Genomic DNA, 16,972 nt, shown 5'->3' on the forward strand with positions numbered 1-16,972 from the left:
CGAGAGGGGATCCGGTCAGGGGGCGTCGACGGACAGGGAGGCGTCGAGAACCGATGCCCACACCTTGACGATCTCGCCGCGGCGACGGGAGTCGTCGCTGAGCACGTCGGCGAGGCCGAGCCCGCGCGCCAGGTCCAGAGTGGCCTGCACCAGCCTGTGGGTGCGGGGGTCACTGTCGTCGGCGCCGAGGTGGTCGACCGCCGTGCGGTGCGCGACGCGACCGAACTTCTCCTCCAGCGGGAGAACGCGGGCCCGCATCTCCGGATCCGCGGCGGCCGCGGTCCACACCTGCAGCGCGGCCCGGAAGATCGGGCTCGTGTAGTAGTCCACCAACCGCGTGACGACGGCCTCGGTGCGGCCGGGCCCCTGCGGCAACGCCACCGCTTCGGCCCGCGCCTGGGCCATGCGGGTGTCGAACATGTACTCCAGCGCCGCGGTGATCAGGTCTTCCCGCGTCGGGAAGTGGTGCTGCGTAGCGCCGCGGGAGACCCCGGCACGCTCGGCCACCACCGCGACCGTGGTGGCACTCCACCCGTCCTGGGCGAGCGCATCGATGGTCGACTCGAGCAGCTTGAGCCTGGTCGCCCGGCTGCGGTCCTGCTTCGGACCGCGTGCGTCACTCGTCCGTCGGCTGGCGGGAAGTGTCGACACTGCGAGTCTCACGATCCTTCCGCACGGGGCGCCGCCCACGCGGGCGGACGTTTCTGGAGAAAGGCCATCATCCCCTCTCGCGCCTCGTCGGATGCGAACAGCCCGGCCGACTGCTCCGCGAGGCGGTCGGCGTGGAGATCGAAATCGGCGAGCATCGGCGCGGTGGTGAGCCGCTTCGACTCCGCCAGACCCTGCGGCGACGACGGACGGATCGCGTCGAGAAGCTCGGCGACCGTCACGGACGTGTCGGCCGCCGCCTCGGTGATAAGCCCGATGGCCTCCGCCTCGTGCGGACCGAACGTCTCGGCCGTGACGAAGTAACGACTCGCCGCGCGCGAGGTCATCCGCGGAAGCAGGGTGAGCGAGACGATCGACGGTGCGAGACCGAGCCGCGCCTCGGTCAACGCGAACGTGCTCTTCGGTCCGGCGACGACCAGATCGCAGGCGCCGACGAGTCCCATACCGCCGGCGCGCACGTGGCCGTCGATCTTCGCGATCACCGGCTTCGGTGTCTCGAGGACGGCTCTCATGACGGTGACCATGAGACCGGTCCGCGACTCGACCGACGAACCGGTCTCGCTCAGATCTGCTCCGGCACAGAAGGTTCCGCCGGTGTGCGTAACGACGACGGCTCGGACGCCGGGATCCGCCCCCGCCTCCCTCAACCCGTCGGTGAGTTCGGTGACCAATGCCGTCGACAGGGCGTTGCGGTTGCGCGGAGTGTCGAGAGTCAGTGTGGTGACGGCGTCCACCGTCTGCGCATCTACCGCCATCAGTAGCTCTTCGGCAGGCCCAGCGAGTGCTGGGAGACGAAGTTGAGGATCATCTCTCGACTGACCGGGGCGACACGGGCGATGCGCGCCGCGCCCAGCATCGACGCCAGGCCGTACTCCTCGGTGAGGCCTGCGCCGCCGTGCGTCTGGATCGCCTGATCGATGGCCTTGATGCTGGCCTCGGCGGCGGCGTACTTGGCCATGTTGGCGGCCTCGGCGGCACCGAAGTCGTCGCCGCTGTCGTAGAGCGCCGCGGCCTTCTGCATCATCAGCTTGGCCAGTTCGAGTTCGATCTTGCACTGCGCGAGCGGGTGGGCGATGCCCTGGTGCGCACCGATCGGGCTCTTCCACACCGTGCGCTCGTTGGCGTACTTCACGGCGGCGTCGAGTGCGTAACGGCCCATTCCGACGGCCATCGCCGCACCGAGGATGCGCTCGGGGTTCAGGCCGGCGAACAGCTGCATCAGCGCCGCGTCGGGCTCACCGACCAGAGCGTCGGCGGGCAGCCGGACGTCGTCGAGGAAAAGCGTGAACTGGTGGTCGGGCTCGATGATGTCCATGCGCATCTGCGCCTTGTTCAGCCCCGGCGCGTCGGTCGGGACGATGAACAGCGCCGGCTTCAGCTTGCCGGTCTTGGAGTCCTCGGTGCGCGAGACGATCAACACCGCGTCCGCCTGGTCCACACCGGAGATGTAGATCTTGCTTCCGCGCACGATCCAGTCGTCGCCGTCGCGACGCGCGGTGGTGGTGATCTGGTGAGAGTTGGATCCGGCGTCGGGCTCGGTGATGCCGAAGGCCATGATCGCGGACCCGTCCGACAAGCGCGGCAACCACGACTGCTTCTGATCGGCCGTGCCGTACTTCGCGATGATCGTGCCGCAGATGGCCGGGCTGACGACGACGAGCAGCAGACCTGCACCGAAGGACGACATCTCCTCCTGGACGAGCGCGAGCTCGTAGATGCCGGCACCGCCGCCGCCGTACTCCTCGGGGAGATTGACACCCAGGAAGCCGAGCTTGCCGGCCTCGTGCCACAGCTCGGTGAGGGCTTCGCCCTTGCGCGCCTTGGGCAGGACATAGTCGATGTAGTTGTGACGCTTGCCCAGCCCGGCAACCGCGGCACGGAGGCTCTTCTGCTCGTCGGTCTCGATGAAGCTCATGACTCGTTCTCCTCTGGTTGAGCGTCGCTCACGACTGCGAGCACCGCATCGACTTCCACCTGCTGTCCCACCGTGACGTTCAGTTCCGTCACCACACCTGCTGCCGGGGCCGTGATCGTGTGTTCCATCTTCATGGCCTCGAGCCACAGCAGGGGCTGCCCCGCCGTGACCGTGTCGCCGACGGCCGCACCGACACGCACGACGCTGCCGGGCATGGGCGCCAGCAGCGACCCTGCCGCGACGATCTCGCTCGGATCGACGAACGTCGGCACCCGCTCCAGCCGTACCGGCCCCAGCGAGGAATCGACGAACACGTCGCCTCCGTACGCGGCGACGTCGAACGTGCGGCGCACCCCGTCCGCGACCAGCACCACGTGATCGGCGCTCGACTCCACCAGCTCGCATTCCGCGAGGTCGGTGACCAGGCCGGTGCGGGCCAGTCGGTACTCGGCGACGATCTCGGTCCCGTTCACGGTGTAGGCCTTCCGCTGCGGTACCGACGGCATGTTGCGCCAGCCGCTGGGAAGCGACCGGCCGACAGGTGCGCTCGCGCGTGCTCCTGCGGCGTCGGCCAGGGCGGCCGCGAGCGCGGACAGTCGCACTCCGCGCTCGTCCACGAGAGGTTCGGCCAGGACGGCCAGATCGTGGGTCGCGAAGAACGCGGTGTCGGTGTCGCCCGCCAGGAAAGCCGGATGCCGCAGCACCGTCACGAGGAGGTCCCGGTTCGTGCGGACACCGTGGATCCGAGCGCGTGACAACGCCTTCGACAGGATGGAAGCCGCCTGCTCGCGCGTCGGCGCGAACGAGATCACCTTGGCCAGCATGGGGTCGTAGTGCGTTCCGACGACGCTGCCGCTCACGATGCCCGAGTCGACCCGCATGCCGGTGCGGTCCAGCACCTCGAACTCCGCGGCGGAACCGAAGTCCACGTGATGGACGATGCCGCTCTGCGGTTGCCAGTCCTTGGACGGATCCTCGGCATAGAGGCGGACCTCGATCGAGTGACCGCGGGACTCCGGCTGCTCGGCGGGCAGGGCACCCCCGGATGCGACGTGAATCTGCAGGGCGACGAGGTCGAGCCCAGTGGTGCACTCGGTGACCGGGTGCTCCACCTGCAGGCGGGTGTTCATCTCGAGGAAGTAGAAGTTGCCTCGATCGTCGCTGAGGAATTCGACTGTTCCGGCGCCCTCGTAGTCGAGTGCCTCGGTGGCCAGGCGCGCGGCGTCGAACAGCTTCTCGCGCATGCCCGGCACCCGCTCGACGAGGGGTGACGGAGCTTCCTCGACGACCTTCTGGTGACGACGCTGGATCGAGCACTCACGCTCTCCCACCGCCCACACCGTTCCGTGTCGGTCGGCCATGACCTGAACCTCGATGTGTCGGCCCGTCTCGAGGTACCGCTCACAGAACACGGTGGCATCGCCGAAGGCGGACAACGCTTCCCGCGACGCCGCATCGATCTCGTCCTGCAGCGACGCCAGCTCGCGCACCACGCGCATGCCCCGGCCGCCGCCGCCCGCGGAGGCCTTGACCAGCACCGGCAGGTCGTCGGCGGTCACGGTCTCGGGGTCGAGGCGGTCGAGCACCGGGACGCCGGCCCTCTGCATCATGATCTTGGACTCGACCTTGGAGCCCATCATCTCGATGGCCTTCACCGGCGGACCGATCCATGTCAGACCCGCGTCCATGACGGCTCTCGCGAATCCTGCGTTCTCGGAGAGGAATCCGTAGCCGGGGTGGATGGCATCGGCGCCGGCGCGCTGCGCAGCCTCGATGACCAGGTCGCCCCGCAGGTACGTCTCCGACGACGCGGACCCCGGTAGCCGGACGGCGACGTCGGCGTCGGCGACGTGCGGTGAGGCGGAGTCCGGGTCGGAGAACACGGCGACCGTGTCGATGCCCTCGGCGCGGCAGGTGGTGAACACGCGGCGGGCGATCTCGCCTCGGTTGGCGACGAGTACTGACGAAATGGTCATGACGGTCACATCCGGAAGACACCGAAGTTGGCGGTGCCTTCGATCGGGGCGGAAGCGATGGCCGACAGGCACATCCCCACCACCGTGCGGGTATCTCGGGGGTCGATGACGCCGTCGTCGTAGAGACGCCCGGACAAGAACATGGGCACCGACTCGGCCTCGATCTGGTGCTCGATCATCGCACGCATCCCGGCGTCGGCTTCCTCGTCGAACGCCTGTCCGCGAGCCTCGGCGGAGGCGCGGGAGACGATGGAGATGACACCGGCGAGTTGAGCCCCGCCCATGACCGCCGACTTGGCACTGGGCCACGCGAACAGGAAGCGCGGATCGAATGCTCGACCGCACATGCCGTAGTGGCCGGCGCCGTAGGAGGCACCGAGGAGAACGGAGATGTGCGGGACGGTGGAGTTGGAGACGGCGTTGATCATCATCGCTCCGTGCTTGATCATCCCGCCCTCCTCGTACTCCTTGCCCACCATGTACCCGGTGGTGTTGTGCAGGAACAACAATGGAGTGTTCGAGCGGTTGGCCAGCTGGATGAACTGCGTCGCCTTCTGCGATTCCTCGCTGAAGAGCACTCCGCGGGCGTTGGCCAGGATGCCGACCGGGTAGCCATGCAACTCGGCCCACCCGGTGACCAGCGACGACCCGTAGAGGGGCTTGAACTCGTCGAAGTCGCTGTCGTCGACGATGCGCGCGATGACGTCGCGCGGGTCGAACGGCACCTTGAGATCCGCGGGCACGATGCCGAGGAGTTCCTCCTCGGAGTAGCGCGGCGGCAGCACCTCCGCGCGCGGCGCCGGACCCTGCTTGCGCCAGTTCAAGCGGGACACGATGTTCCGGCCGATGCGGATCGCGTCGCGTTCGTCGACCGCGAGGTGATCCGCCAGACCGGACGTGCGTGCATGCATCCGCGCGCCGCCGAGGGACTCGTCGTCGGTCTCCTCGCCGGTAGCCATCTTGACCAGCGGAGGACCGGCCAGGAACACCTTCGAGCGTTCCTCGATCATGACGACATGATCGGACATGCCGGGGATGTAGGCACCGCCGGCGGTGGAGTTACCGAACACCAGCGCGACGGTGGGAATACCTGCCGCCGACAGGCGTGTGAGGTCGCGGAAGATGCGGCCGCCCGGGATGAAGACTTCCTTCTGGGTCGGCAGATCGGCGCCGCCGGACTCGACCAGCGAGATGACCGGGAGCCGGTTCTGCATCGCGATGTCGTTCGCGCGCAATGTCTTACGAAGGGTCCACGGGTTGGACGTTCCGCCGCGTACGGTGGGGTCGTTGGCGACGATCAAGCATTCGACGCCGCTGACGGTGCCGATGCCGGTGACGACACTGGCGCCGACCGGAAAGTCGGTACCCCATGCCGCGAGAGGACACAGTTCGAGGAACGGGGAGTCCGCGTCGACGAGAAGCTCGATGCGCTCGCGGGCCGTCATCTTGCCGCGTCCGCGGTGACGGGCGACGTACTTCTCGCCGCCGCCGCCGAGTGCCTTCGCGTGCTCGGCCTCGACCTCGGTGAGCTTGGACGTCATCGTCTCGGCGGCGGACGCGTAGGCGTCGCCGACCGTGTCGAGACGTGAGACGAGTGTCGTCATGCGGTGTACCCCAACCTCTTCGCGGCCAACGAGGTCAGGATCTCGGTGGTACCTCCGCCGATGCCGAGGATGCGCATGTCGCGGTACTGGCGTTCGACCTCGCTCTCGGCCATGTAGCCGAGTCCGCCGAAGAGTTGTACCGCCTGCGACGCCACCCATTCACCGGCTTCGACCGCGGTGTTCTTGGCGAAGCACACCTCGGCGATGCAGTCGTCGCCCTCCTCGACGTACCGGTCGACCAGGGCGTGGGTGTAGGTCCGTGCGACGTCCACCTTGCGATGCATCTCGCTGAGAGTGTTCTGCACTGCCTGACGCGCGATCAGTGGCTTGCCGAAGGTCGACCGGTCCCGCGTCCACGCGACGGTGAGGTCCAGGCAGCGCTGCGCGGAGGCGTACGCCTGCGCCGCGAGACCGGCACGCTCGGACACGAACGCCTGCGCGATCTGGGCGAAGCCGGAATTCTCTGCGCCGACCAGGTTCTCGACCGGAACCCGCACGTCGGTGTAGGACAGCTCGGCGGTGTCCGATGCCCGCCACCCCATCTTGTCGAGCTTGCGAGACACCTCGAATCCCGGTGTGTCCCTCTCGACGACGAGCAGCGAGACGCCGGCGGCGCCGTCTCCCCCGGTCCGCACGGCGGTGACGACGAAGTCCGCCCGGCAGCCCGAGGTGATGTACGTCTTGGATCCGTTGACGACGTAGTGGTCACCGTCGCGGACCGCACGGGTACGCAGGTGGCCCACGTCGGATCCGCCGCCCGGCTCGGTGATGGCGAGCGAGCCGATCAACTCGCCCTCGATCGTCGGGGTGACCCACTTCGCGATGTGGTCGGGGTTGTTCGCGACGACCATGTGCGGCAACGCGATTCCACAGGTGAAGAGAGATGCGAACACTCCGCCCGATGCGCCCGCCTCGTGCATCTCCTCGCAGATGACGGTGGCGTCGACGAGTGTGCCGCCTCCACCGCCGACGGACTCCGGGAACGGAGCGCCGAGGAGCCCCAGCTCACCGGCCGTGCGGTGCAGACTGCGGGGGATCTCGCCGTCGCGCTCCCACTCTGCGAGATGCGGGAGCACCTCGCGGTCGACGAAGCCGCGCACCGTCTTGCGGAGTTGCTGACGGTCGGGTCCACCCCAGGCACTCATGCGATTCCTCTTTCTGCACGGTCGGATACGGGAAGCAGTGATGCGGGGATCGGGACGTGGCGCGAGCGCAGCCACTCTCCGAGCCCCTTGGCTTGAGGGTCGAAGCGGGCGCCGGATGCGACGCCCTCCCCGAGAATCCCCTCGATGACGATGTTGACGGCCCACAGGTGCGGGAACTCGTAGCGGCGCACGGTCGACGCCGCGGCCTCGGGGAGCAGGGCGACGATGCGGTCGCCGGTGAGAATGGCGCGGAGCCAGTCCCATTCGGCGTCCGTCCGGACCCAGACGCCGACATTGGCGTTACCGCCCTTGTCGCCACTGCGCGCCGCCGCAAGGGTGCCGAGCGGCAGGTCGCGCGTGGGCTCGACGATCGGTTCGGCCGGCTCCGTCGGGACGGACTCCTCGGGTGCGGGTTCGACTGTCACCGACGGTGGGTCGATGTCCACGCGGGTTCCGTCAGCCAGCACCGCGACGTGCTGCGGCACCGCCTGATCGACGTAGCCGGCTTCGAACACGCCGTACGGCGAGCCCTCGGCGGGCGGTGCCGTCACACAGAATCCGGGGTAGCTGGCCAGTGCGAGTTCGACTGCGGCGGAGGAGAACGCGCGGCCGACCTTCTTCGGATCGGAGTCCCGGACCACGACTCTCAGCAGAGCGCTCGCAGCCTCTTCCGTGTCCGCGTCGGCGTGGTCGGTACGCGCGAGGGTCCACTCGACGTCGCGCGGAGGCGCGGTCATCGCGGCCGTCATCTGGCCGCGCACCAACTCGGCCTTGGCGGCGATGTCGAGGCCCGTCACCACGAACGTCATCTCGTTCCGGAACCCGCCGAGCGTGTTCCGGGAGACCTTCAGCGTCGACGGCGGCGCCTCACCCCGTACACCGGAAATACGCACGCGGTCGGGCCCGTCGTCGGACAGCCGAACCGTATCGAGCCGCGCGGTGACGTCCGGGCCGAGATAGCGGGGACCCGTGACCTCGTACATCAGCTGCGCGGTGACCGTGCCGATGCTGACCGCCCCGCCCGTTCCCTCGTGTTTGGTGATGACCGAGGAGCCGTCCGCGTGAATTTCCGCGATCGGGAATCCCGGGTGCCGCAGATCGGCGATCTCGGTGAAGAACGAGTAGTTGCCCCCGGTGGCCTGGGTGCCGCATTCGATGACGTGGCCGGCGACCACGGCGCCCGCGAGCGGGTCCAGATCCTCGCGGCCCCAGCCGAACCGGGATATCGCGGGGGCGACCACGACGGACGCGTCGGTCACGCGGCCGGTGACCACGACCTGCGCGCCCGAGTCGAGGCACCGTGCGATGCCGAACGCTCCGAGGTACGCATTGGCGGTGAGCGGCGATCCCAGTCCCAGCTCGTCGGCACGGGCGTGGAGATCGTCACCCTCCACATGGGCGACGGACACCTCGAGCCCGAGCCGTTCGGCCAATGCGCGGATCTCCGCGGCGAGGTGGGCCGGTGCCAGACCGCCCGCGTTGCTCACCAAGGTGACGCCCTTGTCGATGGCCGTGCCCAGGCAGTCCTCGAGCTGGCGGAGGTACGTCTTCGCGTACCCCTTGGCCGGGTCCTTCATCCGATCGCGGCCGAGGATGAGCATCGTCAACTCGGCGAGGTAGTCGCCCGTCAGGTAGTCGAGGTCTCCCCCGTCGAGCATCTCGCGCATCGCCGACAGGCGGTCACCGTAGAAACCCGAGCAGTTCCCGACCCTGATCACGTCCGTCATGACGCGACCCGCTTGGCGCGACCGTTGCCCGGCGCACCGGCGAATGCCTGCGCGAGGGTCAGCCAGGTGGACGCGTCGTCGCCGACGGCGGTCAGGTCGGTGTCGTCACGATGGATCCGCTGGGTGACGAGGAGGCAGAAGTCGAGCGCGGTTCCGGTGACGCGCTGCTCCGCGTCCTCCGGCCCCCAGGTCCACACGTCCCCACCGGGTGCGGCGAGCTCGACGCGAAAGGGCGCGGTCGGTGCAGGGATGTCGCGGACGGCGTAGGCGAAGTCGCGAGTGCGGACTCCGATGTGGGCGACGTGACGGAGCCGGTCCGTGGGTTCGCGGACGACGCCGAGAGCGTCGGCGACGTCCTGGCCGTGAGCCCAGGTCTCCATGATGCGAGCGGTCGCCATCGAGGCCGCGCTCATCGGTGGACCGAACCAGCGGATCTTCACCCCTGCCGGGACCTGCGGCAGCACGTCGAGCAGCTGCGTTCGTCCCAGACGCCACCGGGACAGCAGCGTGCTGGTCTGCTCGGCGGCCAGTTCCGCGGCGGCGGTGTCCACGAACGACGCGGGGTTGCCCCACGCGTCGGCGATCACCGCGTCGAAGGCCGTCGTGGCCTCCTCGTCACCGCCGGCGCCGGCCGTGGTCAGGGCCGCGACATGGTCGGTCCAGTGCAGATGCGCGATCTGGTGCGCGACTGTCCAGCCTGCCGCGGGGGTGTCGGAGCGCCATCCCTCTTCTCCGGCGTCGGTCACGAGGGCATCGAGGGCGTCGCCTTCCGCACGGAGGTCGGCCAGAAGTGCATCCAGATCTGCCATGCCGAGAACAGTCGCATCAGCCCGAGAAAAAAGCAAGCACGCTTGCTTGTTCCCTTTGTGATGCAGCACAAACAAGCACGGGCTACCATCCATCCGCCGTTCAGGTACGAAAGCCTGGCTTACGGTGTTCCCATCGGGGGGAACGACTCTTTACCTCACGCCACCCGACACGAAGCCCGCGACGCGCCGGGTGACACGAGGAAGACCCTCCATCCGTGAGGGTCCGAAGGGAACAGGACCGGACCATGGCGACTGCACGAGACGGCCGAAGCGGCACCTACCCGGCACAACAGGCATACGGCGCAGCCTTCACGACGGCATTCACACCCGGATCGGGACCGCGGGCGGAGTACTCGCCCCACCTGGCCGCCCCCGGCCGACCGTCGGATGAGAACTACTACTCCCCCGATGACGAGATGGACGCCGACGAGGACCTCGGCGAACTCGAACGCCGCTACGAGTGGATCGTCGGGCTGATGTCGTCCTTCACGGACGAGCGCCTGGTGCGCTGGATCATCGCCTTCTTCACCGCGTCCATGGGTGTCTGCGCGACGCTCGAGATCCTGTACGGCTTCGGCGCGACGAACCCGATCGCCCTGGGCGTGCAGATCGGCTCCGCCGTCTTCGCCTTCACCGCAGCACTGTGGTGGACCGTGACCTCGTGGCCACGGCTGCGCACCGCGTTCGGCTTCGTCATCCTGTCCGACCTGGGTATCGCGGCGGCGAACATGAGCGCGAACATGCCGCCCGCCTATGCCGTCGGCAAGACCGCGTTCTTCGTGGTGCTCGGCCTGTTCGCCGGCGTCTTCCTGGACCGCTGGATGCTGCTCACCCACATCGGGCTCACGGGCACCCTGGTCACGGCCATCATCGGCTACAACCTGCTGTTCCAGGACGTCCCGCCGCTCGGCGCGCTGGTCGTGTGGGCACCGGTGATGTCGCTCATCGTGGCCCTTCCCGCCTTGCTGTACACCTTCGTGCGCGCCGTGCGGCTCGACCAGTCCTGACCCTCCCCTCGCCCCGCGAGTACGTCCGAAGTGTCGCGATCACGGAACGATTCACGACGATATGGACGTACTCGCGGGGGTGAGACGCTCTACTCGTCGATGCTCGACATATCGCCGTAGCGCGCACCGGTGACGGCGGAGGCCGGCACGGCCGATTCCAGCTCGTCCAGGATCTCCTGTGTGACGGCGACATCGAGCGCCGCGACGTTCTCCTCGAGGTACTTCACCCGCTTCGTACCGGGGATCGGTGCGACGTCGTCGCCCTGCGCCAGCACCCACGCCAACGCCAGCTGGCCGGGAGTGCAGTCCAACCCGTCGGCGATCGCCCGGATCCTGCCGACCAGTTCGAGGTTCGATTTCAGCGCCTCACCCTGGAAACGGGGGAAGTAGGCGGTGCGACGCGAGTCCTGTCCCGCCAGCTCCGACTCGTGCGAGATCGCACCGGTCAGCAGTCCGCGTCCGAGCGGCGAGTACGGCACCAGGCCGATTCCCAGCTCGCGGAGCGTCGGCAGCACGGTCTCCTCGAGATCACGCGTGAACAGCGAGTACTCCGTCTGCACCGCGGTGATCGGATGCACGGTATGCGCGCGTCGGATCGTGGCGGCCGACGCCTCGGACATGCCGAGATGACGGACCTTGCCGGCCTGGACGAGCTCGGCCATCGCGCCGACGGTGTCCTCGATCGGAACCGACTTGTCGACGCGGTGCTGGTAGTAGAGGTCGATGTGGTCGACGCCGAGCCGTGACAGCGACGCGTCGCAGGCAGCGCGCACGTACTCGGGAGTGCCGTTGATGCCGAGGCGCGTGCCGTCGGCGAGCCGCTCGTTGCCGAACTTGGTCGCCAGGACCACCTGGTCGCGACGGTCGCGGATCGCCTCGCCGACCAGTTCCTCGTTGACGAACGGCCCGTACATGTCGGCCGTGTCGAGGAAGGTTACGCCGAGGTCGAGGGCGCGGTGGATGGTGGCGATGCCGGACGCGCGATCGGTGTCGCCGTAGAACTCGGACATGCCCATGCAGCCGAGTCCCAGTGCGGACACGGTGAGCGGTGACTGTGTGCCGAGCGTGCGTGAAGTGAGGGTCATGCCTCCACTCAACGTGCTGGAGTGCGCTCCAGGTCAAGTCTGCCGACGTAGAGGGCTATCTTGTCGTCGATCGCCCGCAGGTGGCCGGACACTTCCTCCAGCTGCGCCAGCACCCGCTCGCGGTGAGCGCGCAGCGCATCGAGTCGCTCCTGCTGCGTGCCCTCACCCTGGCGGACCAGCTCGGCGTAGTGACGCACCTCGGCGATCGACATCCCCGTCGCACGGAGGCGGGTGATGAGCACGATCCACGTGACGTCCTCGTCGTCGTAGCGACGCTGGCCGGTGGACGAGCGCGGCACCGGGCGCAGCAGCAGGCCGTCACGCTCGTAGTACCGCAACGTGTCGATGCTCAGCCCGGTCTGCGCGGACGCCTCCGCGATGCTGTGGCTCACCCGATCAGCGTAGCCATCACCGGAAGACGGGGAACTTCCGTTTGGTCGCCAGCGCATCCATGCCGGACTGGATGGAAGCCCGCACCTCCTCGTACTTCGCCTCCACGTACGCGTCGTCGTCGACGAGTGCAAGATCGTGGTCGACCTCCACCGGCGGCATGAAGCGGGTGCGGATCTTGGCGGGCAGCGGGATCTGCGGCAGCGCCGCCGGAGCGATGATCCACGGCAACGACACGGCGATGGGGAACACCTTGAGCCGGGCGATCTTGTCGAGCCTCAACGCCTTCGACAAGCGGTCTCCGCGCACGAGTACCGGCATGGCGTCGGCACCCCCGACGGTGGCGATGGGAACGATCGGCACCCCGGTCCGGATGGCGAGCTTGATGAAGCCGGTCCGCCCACCGAGCGTGGCGACGTCGCGTTCGCTCCACGGCCGCAGCGAGTCGACTTCGCCGCCCGGCCACACGATGACATCGCGGCCCGCTGCCAGGGCCGTCGACATGGAGTCGGGTGCGGCCGGCAGGACGCCCATGGAGCGGAAGACCTTGCCGATGACGGGAAACGCCATCAGCGCGTCGTGGGCAGTGCCGTGCAGGGTGCGGCTCGGCCCGAACCGACGCCACCACTGCGCCCCGACCGTCCATGCGTCCCACACGAACGGGGCTCCGCTGTGCACGCCGACGAGCAGGACGGGCGGCGGCGGGATGGTCTCCCACCCGTCGATTTCCATTCGGAAGTACTTGTCGACCAACGGGTTCCAGAACTTCTCCTGCCGACGCATCGAGTCGACGTCCTGATCGGTGAGGTCCCAGTCGCCCGCACGTGACGCGACGATGCCGCCGAGGCCACCCTCGGCGTCGTCGCGCTTGTCCTTCATCTTCATCCGCGCGGCAGCCGCGACGCGTTCGGCTTGGTCCTGCAGTTCCGGATCCCGGCGATCGGTGTGATGGGGGCCACTCATGCATCGCAACTTACTGCACGGTCAGAAGCGCTGTACCCCGGTTGCACACAGGCCGTGACGAATCAACACATCAGGCCGCGCGACAGTAGCTCGTGTGCACCTTGCGCACGCCTCACCGCGTCGAGGTCCGCCGCACGACGCGCCACTGCGGCGTCGCCACCGCATCTCCGCCCAGCACGGCGCGCGCGGCACTGCGCCCCTGCTCGTACAGCGACTGCGCCACGGTGGTCAGGCCGGCGCCCGCGGCATCCTCGGTGTCGTCCCACCCGACGATCGCGATGTCGCCGGGCACGACGAGCCCGTCCTCGTGCACCACCTCGAGTGCTCCGAGTGCCACCTCGTCGCTCATCGCGAGCACGGCGTCGGCACGCAGGGCACGGCCGTGGTCCTGCATCGCCCGCACACCCTCGGCGCGAAAACTACCGGTGCCGAACGCCACGGGGACGTCGGCCCAGTCGAGACCCGCCGCGATGACCGCTGCCCGGTATCCGCGGAGCCGGTTCCGGGTCACCGGGAACTCGACCCCCTCGGGATCGGGTCCGTACTCGAGCCGGCGCTCGCGGTGCTTGTCCGACGGGAAGGCCGACACCAGAGGTCGCCGGGCTCCGGTCAGGGCGACGCGGGCTATCGCCTCCGCGGCCGCGACGTCGTCGATGCTGATCAACGTGGTGCCGGCGTGCTGTGGGCCGCCCTGGACGCAGACCGGTCGTCCCGTGGAGACGGCGACGTCCAGCAGCGGGTCGCCGGTCACGGTCGTCCAGAAGACATAGCCGTCGACGGCAGCGTCGCGCACGCGGTCGGCGTCGGCATCGACGGACCGATTGGGGAGCAGGACGAGTCCGGTGTCGGTGTCGAGGCAGGCGTCAGCGACTCCCGACAGGAACCGGCGTGCCTGGGGATCGTCGAACGCGTACGTCAACTTCTCGGTCAGGACGACGGCGAGGTTGTTGTTGCGCCCGCTGCGCAGTGACTGTGCACCTCGGTGCGGGCCGGTGTAACCGAGGCGTTCGGCCGCGGCGAAGACCTTGCCGCGGGTCTCCTCCGAGACACGGTCCGGGCGGCCGTAGGCGTAGGAGACGCTCATGACCGAGACGCCGGCAGCGGCCGCGACGTCGGCCATGGTGACGCGTGTGTGCTGGGTCATCACCGACGACTCTATCGTGATATCGACGACGTGTGTATCGTTACACACCATGTCCACGGAACGCGCGAACACCCCTGCCCTGCTGGTCCTTGGGGCCACCGCGTTCATCTACGTCACGGCCGAGACCCTGCCCGTGGGCCTGCTCCCCGAGATGTCGGCCGACCTCGGCGTCGGCGAATCGGCCATCGGCCTGCTGCTCACCTTCTACGCCTACGCGGTCGCCGTCATCACGCTCCCGCTGATGGCTGCCGTGACGACGTGGGACCGTCGGAAGGTCGTCGTCATCACCGCGGCCGCACTCGCCGTTTCCCAGCTGGTGTCCGCGGTGTCGGTCGGATATCCGATGCTCGTCGGAGCGCGGTTGATCTGCGCCGCCACCCACGGCGTGTTCTGGGCCGTCGTGGCACCCGTCGCGGCGTCGCTCGCCGCCCCGGGGAAACGCGCGAAGGCCATCGCCCTCGTCTACGCCGGAACCTCGCTCGCCCTGGTCGCGGGCAACCCGCTCACCGCGGCACTGGGTCAGTGGACGCACTGGCGCATCGCCGCCGCCACGCTCGGACTGGTCGCGCTGGCGATCACGATCGCCCTGACGCGCCTGCTCCCCCCGCTGCCCGTTCCGGCGCCGACCGCCGCGCCGCGTCGACGTGCGCGCGTGAGTCCCGTGTTGGCCCTGCTGTGCGGCATCACGTTCCTCGCCGCGCTGGGGCACTTCGCCGGCTACACGTACTTCGCGCTGATCGTCGCGGACGGCATCGGCACGTCCGGCGTCGTGCTGTCGACCATGTTGTTCGTCTACGGCCTGGCCGGAGTCGCCGGGATCTGGCTGATCGGGCGCACCTACGACCGGGGACCGTGGGTGTCGACCATCGTCGTGCTCGGATCGGTGACGGCCGCACTGGTCGGGCTCGTACTCGCCCTCTCGACGGGATCGCCCGTCCTCGCAATCGTGTGCGTCGCGCTGTGGGGCATGGCCTTCACGACCATCCCGGTCTGCATCCAGTCGGCGGTGCTGCACTCGGCACCCGCCGGGGCTGCAGCCGACCGGGCGTCCGCCGTCTACGTCGTCACGTTCCAGGTCGCCATCGCGACCGGCGCCCTCGTGGGCGGCGGGATCGTCGACGCCTCCTCCATCACGGTGGTGCTGATCGTCGCCGCGGCGTCGATGCTCGCGGCCCTGATCGGAGTGCTGCTCGGACGCTCCGCGTTCACCGCGCCGAGTCAGGACCGCGTCAGCGAGCCTGCGACCGCATCCGCTCCCTGACCTCGCGCCAGGTCCGGGGCGAGATCCCCGCGTCGCGACGGGTCTTGCGGCGGGCCACCAGCACACCCGTCGCCGCGATCGTCCAGACCGCGTATTGCGTGAGCCACGCGACCCGGAACGCGTCGAAGGTGTACCCGCCCATCGCGTTCAGGATGGCGCCCATGGCCTGCATCACCAGCAGCGATGCGAGGAATCCGCCGATATTCACCATCCCCTGCGCGGTGCCCAGGGCGACCGACGGGTTGAACGTGCGCGCGTAGTCGAACCCGATCGCGGACCCGGGGCCGCCCACCGAGATCACGACGACGAGGACGAACAGCAACCATGTCGGCGCCGGGCCCGGCAATGCCAGCACGATGCCCCACATGAGGGCGTTGCTCGCCATGATCGCCAGCACCATCCACGACCGACGCATCGGATACCTACCCGTGAGGATGCCGACGACGATGCCCGACACGATCGCCGACACCACCGACGTCGTCAGCAACGCGCCCACCACCGACGACGACACACCCTGAGCCGACGTCAGGTACGGAACTCCCCACATCAGCGCGAACACCGTGATGGAGAACTGGGTGCCCATGTGCGAGAAGAACCCGAGACGGGTTCCGGGCCTCGACCAGACGACCCCGATGCCGCGCACGGTTTCCCGGAACGTCGACGCCTGCTGCGCCGGACCGGACTCGACACCCGTATCGGGCGAGTTCGACACCGCCACGAACGCCGCCACCGCCACCAGGACACCGGTCGCGGCGGCGGCGCCGTACGCCGCGGACCAGCCTGCTCCGTGCAGCAACGTCAAAAACGGCACCGCGGACAGCACCTGTCCTATCTGCCCCAGGATGCCCGTCAGCTGCGAGAGCAACGGAACCCGTCGCGGAGCGAACCACTTGGGCACCAGACGCAGAACCGAGATGAACGTCAACGCATCGCCCACGCCCACCACGGCGCGCGCCGCGACGGCGAGCGGCAGCGACTCGGTGAACGCCAACACCAACTGGCCCGACGCCATCACCATCGCACCCGTGACGATCATCGCCCGAGGACCCACTCGATCCAGCAGCACTCCCGCCGGGATCTGCATCCCCGCGTAGACGACCACCTGCAGCACCACGAACGACGACAACACCGACGGGCCGGCCGCATAACGATCCGCCGCATCCAGGCCCGAGACACCGAACGATGTGCGGTGCAGAACGCCGATCACGTACGCGAGGACACCGGTACCCCAGACGATCCACGCGCGCATGGTGCCCAGTCTCCCGGGTAGAGTCCGG

At 68.7% G+C, this 16,972-nt stretch carries 15 protein-coding genes; 2 read left to right on the forward strand and 13 right to left on the reverse strand.

The features are described from left to right. Nucleotides 1-15 precede the first annotated feature (15 nt). From AC0IX4_RS05870 to AC0IX4_RS05905, 8 genes are read right to left on the reverse strand one after another with little or no spacing between them, the layout of a single operon-like run. Nucleotides 16-663 (reverse strand): TetR/AcrR family transcriptional regulator, encoded by a 648-nt coding sequence (locus AC0IX4_RS05870; RefSeq protein ID WP_235579577.1) that lies wholly within the window; start codon nucleotides 661-663, stop codon nucleotides 16-18. After that, nucleotides 660-1,424: an enoyl-CoA hydratase family protein gene (locus AC0IX4_RS05875; protein ID WP_471828395.1), complete on the reverse strand. Its 765-nt coding sequence runs from the start codon at nucleotides 1,422-1,424 to the stop codon at nucleotides 660-662. Before AC0IX4_RS05875 ends, AC0IX4_RS05870 begins: the two co-directional genes overlap by 4 nt. Next, entirely contained in the window at nucleotides 1,424-2,584 is a 1,161-nt protein-coding gene (locus AC0IX4_RS05880; RefSeq protein ID WP_471828396.1) for an acyl-CoA dehydrogenase family protein, read from the reverse strand. Before AC0IX4_RS05880 ends, AC0IX4_RS05875 begins: the two co-directional genes overlap by 1 nt. Then, nucleotides 2,581-4,560, reverse strand: coding sequence for an acetyl/propionyl/methylcrotonyl-CoA carboxylase subunit alpha (locus AC0IX4_RS05885; protein WP_471828398.1), 1,980 nt, complete (start codon nucleotides 4,558-4,560; stop codon nucleotides 2,581-2,583). Before AC0IX4_RS05885 ends, AC0IX4_RS05880 begins: the two co-directional genes overlap by 4 nt. 5 nt (nucleotides 4,561-4,565) lie before the next feature. Continuing rightward, nucleotides 4,566-6,164, reverse strand: coding sequence for an acyl-CoA carboxylase subunit beta (locus tag AC0IX4_RS05890; protein ID WP_056073753.1), 1,599 nt, complete (start codon nucleotides 6,162-6,164; stop codon nucleotides 4,566-4,568). Continuing rightward, complete coding sequence (locus tag AC0IX4_RS05895; RefSeq protein WP_471828399.1) at nucleotides 6,161-7,309, reverse strand: acyl-CoA dehydrogenase family protein; 1,149 nt, start codon at nucleotides 7,307-7,309, stop codon at nucleotides 6,161-6,163. Before AC0IX4_RS05895 ends, AC0IX4_RS05890 begins: the two co-directional genes overlap by 4 nt. Further along, entirely contained in the window at nucleotides 7,306-9,036 is a 1,731-nt protein-coding gene (locus AC0IX4_RS05900; protein ID WP_471828400.1) for an acyclic terpene utilization AtuA family protein, read from the reverse strand. Before AC0IX4_RS05900 ends, AC0IX4_RS05895 begins: the two co-directional genes overlap by 4 nt. Further along, nucleotides 9,033-9,845: a TIGR03084 family metal-binding protein gene (locus AC0IX4_RS05905; RefSeq protein ID WP_056073759.1), complete on the reverse strand. Its 813-nt coding sequence runs from the start codon at nucleotides 9,843-9,845 to the stop codon at nucleotides 9,033-9,035. The genes AC0IX4_RS05900 and AC0IX4_RS05905 overlap by 4 nt, the downstream gene beginning before the upstream one ends. 245 nt (nucleotides 9,846-10,090) lie before the next feature. On the opposite strand from AC0IX4_RS05905, the gene AC0IX4_RS05910 reads away from it, so the two are divergent. Beyond that, nucleotides 10,091-10,852 carry a hypothetical protein gene (locus AC0IX4_RS05910; protein WP_052493172.1) on the forward strand — a complete coding sequence of 254 codons (762 nt, stop codon included), beginning with the start codon at nucleotides 10,091-10,093 and terminating at the stop codon, nucleotides 10,850-10,852. Between the two features lie 89 nt (nucleotides 10,853-10,941). Here the strand turns inward: AC0IX4_RS05910 and AC0IX4_RS05915 are convergent, their stop codons facing one another. The 4 genes from AC0IX4_RS05915 to AC0IX4_RS05930 all read right to left on the reverse strand — a co-directional run bounded on the left by AC0IX4_RS05915 (nucleotide 10,942) and on the right by AC0IX4_RS05930 (nucleotide 14,434). Further along, nucleotides 10,942-11,937 (reverse strand): aldo/keto reductase, encoded by a 996-nt coding sequence (locus AC0IX4_RS05915; RefSeq protein WP_471828401.1) that lies wholly within the window; start codon nucleotides 11,935-11,937, stop codon nucleotides 10,942-10,944. An 8-nt stretch (nucleotides 11,938-11,945) separates the two neighbouring features. After that, nucleotides 11,946-12,329, reverse strand: a complete 384-nt coding sequence (locus AC0IX4_RS05920) for a MerR family transcriptional regulator (protein ID WP_042574013.1) — start codon at nucleotides 12,327-12,329, stop codon at nucleotides 11,946-11,948. A 16-nt stretch (nucleotides 12,330-12,345) separates the two neighbouring features. Beyond that, nucleotides 12,346-13,290, reverse strand: a complete 945-nt coding sequence (locus AC0IX4_RS05925; RefSeq protein ID WP_471828402.1) for a lysophospholipid acyltransferase family protein — start codon at nucleotides 13,288-13,290, stop codon at nucleotides 12,346-12,348. 112 nt (nucleotides 13,291-13,402) lie between these two features. Then, nucleotides 13,403-14,434 carry a substrate-binding domain-containing protein gene (locus AC0IX4_RS05930; RefSeq protein WP_471828403.1) on the reverse strand — a complete coding sequence of 344 codons (1,032 nt, stop codon included), beginning with the start codon at nucleotides 14,432-14,434 and terminating at the stop codon, nucleotides 13,403-13,405. 49 nt (nucleotides 14,435-14,483) lie between these two features. On the opposite strand from AC0IX4_RS05930, the gene AC0IX4_RS05935 reads away from it, so the two are divergent. Beyond that, nucleotides 14,484-15,695: an MFS transporter gene (locus AC0IX4_RS05935; protein ID WP_471828404.1), complete on the forward strand. Its 1,212-nt coding sequence runs from the start codon at nucleotides 14,484-14,486 to the stop codon at nucleotides 15,693-15,695. Here AC0IX4_RS05935 and AC0IX4_RS05940 read toward each other — a convergent pair. Then, nucleotides 15,664-16,944 (reverse strand): MFS transporter, encoded by a 1,281-nt coding sequence (locus tag AC0IX4_RS05940; RefSeq protein ID WP_471828405.1) that lies wholly within the window; start codon nucleotides 16,942-16,944, stop codon nucleotides 15,664-15,666. The genes AC0IX4_RS05935 and AC0IX4_RS05940 overlap by 32 nt on opposite strands. Between the last annotated feature and the right edge of the window lie 28 nt (nucleotides 16,945-16,972).

It is taken from the genome of Rhodococcus sp. AC861, assembly GCF_979256035.1.

Bases quoted from the DNA above. Each gene is read 5' to 3' on its own strand.
- AC0IX4_RS05875 (WP_471828395.1), bottom strand. From the start codon at position 1,424: ATGGCGGTAGATGCGCAGACGGTGGACGCCGTCACCACACTGACTCTC.
- AC0IX4_RS05880 (WP_471828396.1), bottom strand. From the start codon at position 2,584: ATGAGCTTCATCGAGACCGACGAGCAGAAGAGCCTCCGTGCCGCGGTT.
- AC0IX4_RS05885 (WP_471828398.1), bottom strand. From the start codon at position 4,560: ATGACCATTTCGTCAGTACTCGTCGCCAACCGAGGCGAGATCGCCCGC.
- AC0IX4_RS05890 (WP_056073753.1), bottom strand. From the start codon at position 6,164: ATGACGACACTCGTCTCACGTCTCGACACGGTCGGCGACGCCTACGCG.
- AC0IX4_RS05895 (WP_471828399.1), bottom strand. From the start codon at position 7,309: ATGAGTGCCTGGGGTGGACCCGACCGTCAGCAACTCCGCAAGACGGTG.
- AC0IX4_RS05900 (WP_471828400.1), bottom strand. From the start codon at position 9,036: ATGACGGACGTGATCAGGGTCGGGAACTGCTCGGGTTTCTACGGTGAC.
- AC0IX4_RS05905 (WP_056073759.1), bottom strand. From the start codon at position 9,845: ATGGCAGATCTGGATGCACTTCTGGCCGACCTCCGTGCGGAAGGCGAC.
- AC0IX4_RS05910 (WP_052493172.1), top strand. From the start codon at position 10,091: ATGGCGACTGCACGAGACGGCCGAAGCGGCACCTACCCGGCACAACAG.
- AC0IX4_RS05915 (WP_471828401.1), bottom strand. From the start codon at position 11,937: ATGACCCTCACTTCACGCACGCTCGGCACACAGTCACCGCTCACCGTG.
- AC0IX4_RS05925 (WP_471828402.1), bottom strand. From the start codon at position 13,290: ATGAGTGGCCCCCATCACACCGATCGCCGGGATCCGGAACTGCAGGAC.
- AC0IX4_RS05930 (WP_471828403.1), bottom strand. From the start codon at position 14,434: ATGACCCAGCACACACGCGTCACCATGGCCGACGTCGCGGCCGCTGCC.
- AC0IX4_RS05935 (WP_471828404.1), top strand. From the start codon at position 14,484: ATGTCCACGGAACGCGCGAACACCCCTGCCCTGCTGGTCCTTGGGGCC.
- AC0IX4_RS05940 (WP_471828405.1), bottom strand. From the start codon at position 16,944: ATGCGCGCGTGGATCGTCTGGGGTACCGGTGTCCTCGCGTACGTGATC.